The following is a 3210-nucleotide window of genomic DNA, read 5'->3' as shown; positions in this document are numbered from 1 at the left end:
GTAGGGTGATGGGTGGCTGGTCGTTATTTGAGAACTACACAGTGGACGCGAGCATCTGTGGCCAAGTTTTTAAGGGCGCACGGTGGATGCCTTGGCACCAGGAACCGATGAAGGACGTGAGAGGCCGCGATAGGCCCCGGGGAGCTGCCAACTGAGCTTTGATCCGGGGGTGTCCGAATGGGGAAACCCGGCAGTCGTCATGGGCTGTCACCCGCTGCTGAACACATAGGCAGTGTGGAGGGAACGAGGGGAAGTGAAACATCTCAGTACCCTCAGGAAGAGAAAACAACCGTGATTCCGGGAGTAGTGGCGAGCGAAACCGGATGAGGCCAAACCGTATGCGTGTGAGACCCGGCAGGGGTTGCGCATGCGGGGTTGTGGGAATGAGCTTCAGTCGTCTGCCGGCGGCTGGGCGAGTCAGAAACCGTATGGATAGGCGAAGGACATGCGAAAGGTCCGGCGTAGAGGGTAAGACCCCCGTAGCTGAAATCTGTACGGCTTGCTTGCTCATCTCCCAAGTAGCACGGGGCCCGAGAAATCCCGTGTGAATCTGGCGGGACCACCCGCTAAGCCTAAATATTCCCTGGTGACCGATAGCGGATAGTACCGTGAGGGAATGGTGAAAAGTACCGCGGGAGCGGAGTGAAATAGTACCTGAAACCGTGTGCCTACAAGCCGTGGGAGCGTCGGATGCAGCTTGCTGTATCTCGTGACTGCGTGCCTTTTGAAGAATGAGCCTGCGAGTTAGCGGTGTGTAGCGAGGTTAACCCGTGTGGGGAAGCCGTAGCGAAAGCGAGTCCGAACAGGGCGATTGAGTTGCACGCTCTAGACCCGAAGCGGAGTGATCTAGCCATGGGCAGGTTGAAGCGGAGGTAAGACTTCGTGGAGGACCGAACCCACCAGGGTTGAAAACCTGGGGGATGACCTGTGGTTAGGGGTGAAAGGCCAATCAAACTCCGTGATAGCTGGTTCTCCCCGAAATGCATTTAGGTGCAGCGTCGTGTGTTTCTTGCCGGAGGTAGAGCACTGGATAGGCGATGGGCCCTACCGGGTTACTGACCTTAGCCAAACTCCGAATGCCGGTAAGTGAGAGCACGGCAGTGAGACTGTGGGGGATAAGCTCCATGGTCGAGAGGGAAACAGCCCAGAGCATCGACTAAGGCCCCTAAGCGTACGCTAAGTGGGAAAGGATGTGGAGTCGCAGAGACAACCAGGAGGTTGGCTTAGAAGCAGCCACCCTTGAAAGAGTGCGTAATAGCTCACTGGTCAAGTGATTCCGCGCCGACAATGTAGCGGGGCTCAAGCGTACCGCCGAAGTCGTGTCATTGCAGCTATAGGGCCAACGCCCGCTGTGATGGGTAGGGGAGCGTCGTGTGCCGGGTGAAGCAGCAGCGGAAGCTAGTTGTGGACGGTTCACGAGTGAGAATGCAGGCATGAGTAGCGATACACACGTGAGAAACGTGTGCGCCGATTGACTAAGGGTTCCTGGGTCAAGCTGATCTGCCCAGGGTAAGTCGGGACCTAAGGCGAGGCCGACAGGCGTAGTCGATGGACAACCGGTTGATATTCCGGTACCCGCTTTGAAACGCCCAATATCGAATCCATTGATGCTAAGCCCGTGAAGCCGTTCCGGACCCTTCGGGGAAAGGAAAGTGGTGGAGCCGGCGATCCAAGGTGGTAGTAGGTAAGCGATGGGGTGACGCAGGAAGGTAGTCCAGCCCGGGCGGTGGTTGTCCCGGGGTAAGGGTGTAGGCCGTGTGGTAGGCAAATCCGTCACACGTTAAGGCTGAGACCTGATGCCGAGCCGATTGTGGTGAAGTGGATGATCCTATGCTGTCGAGAAAAGCCTCTAGCGAGTTTCATGGCGGCCCGTACCCTAAACCGACTCAGGTGGTCAGGTAGAGAATACCGAGGCGTTCGGGTGAACTATGGTTAAGGAACTCGGCAAAATGCCCCCGTAACTTCGGGAGAAGGGGGGCCATTCCTGGTGATGAGACTTGCTCTCTGAGCTGGGGGTGGCCGCAGAGACCAGCGAGAAGCGACTGTTTACTAAAAACACAGGTCCGTGCGAAGCCGTAAGGCGATGTATACGGACTGACGCCTGCCCGGTGCTGGAACGTTAAGGGGACCGGTTAGTGACCTTTCGGGGTTGCGAAGCTGAGAACTTAAGCGCCAGTAAACGGCGGTGGTAACTATAACCATCCTAAGGTAGCGAAATTCCTTGTCGGGTAAGTTCCGACCTGCACGAATGGCGTAACGACTTCTCGACTGTCTCAACCATAGGCCCGGTGAAATTGCACTACGAGTAAAGATGCTCGTTTCGCGCAGCAGGACGGAAAGACCCCGGGACCTTTACTACAGTTTGATATTGGTGTTCGGTTCGGCTTGTGTAGGATAGGTGGGAGACTTTGAAGCAGCCACGCCAGTGGTTGTGGAGTCGCCGTTGAAATACCACTCTGGTCGTGCTGGATGTCTAACCTCGGTCCGTGATCCGGATCAGGGACAGTGTCTGATGGGTAGTTTAACTGGGGCGGTTGCCTCCCAAAGGGTAACGGAGGCGCCCAAAGGTTCCCTCAGCCTGGTTGGCAATCAGGTGTTGAGTGTAAGTGCACAAGGGAGCTTGACTGTGAGACCGACGGGTCGAGCAGGGACGAAAGTCGGGACTAGTGATCCGGCGGTGGCTTGTGGAAGCGCCGTCGCTCAACGGATAAAAGGTACCCCGGGGATAACAGGCTGATCTTCCCCAAGAGTCCATATCGACGGGATGGTTTGGCACCTCGATGTCGGCTCGTCGCATCCTGGGGCTGGAGTCGGTCCCAAGGGTTGGGCTGTTCGCCCATTAAAGCGGTACGCGAGCTGGGTTTAGAACGTCGTGAGACAGTTCGGTCCCTATCCGCTGTGCGCGTAGGAATATTGAGAAGGGCTGTCCCTAGTACGAGAGGACCGGGACGGACGAACCTCTGGTGTGCCAGTTGTCCTGCCAAGGGCATGGCTGGTTGGCTACGTTCGGGAGGGATAACCGCTGAAAGCATCTAAGCGGGAAGCCTGCTTCAAGATGAGTATTCCCACCTCCTTGAGAGGGTAAGGCTCCCAGTAGACGACTGGGTTGATAGGCCAGATGTGGAAGCCCGGTAACGGGTGGAGCTGACTGGTACTAATAGGCCGAGGGCTTGTCCTCAGTTGCTCGCGTCCACTGTGTTAGTTCTGAAG

General features: G+C 56.8%; 1 rRNA gene. It reads left to right on the top strand.

The annotated features are described in order from the left end of the window. Positions 1–59: 59 nt before the first annotated feature. Positions 60–3178: ribosomal RNA gene (locus tag AC069X_RS37350) — 23S ribosomal RNA — on the top strand. Positions 3179–3210 lie beyond the last annotated feature (32 nt).

Source organism: Streptomyces sp. NPDC043896, assembly GCF_056435605.1.
Note: the sequence above shows the minus strand (reverse complement) of the source record. Positions and strands in the feature narration are given on the sequence as shown.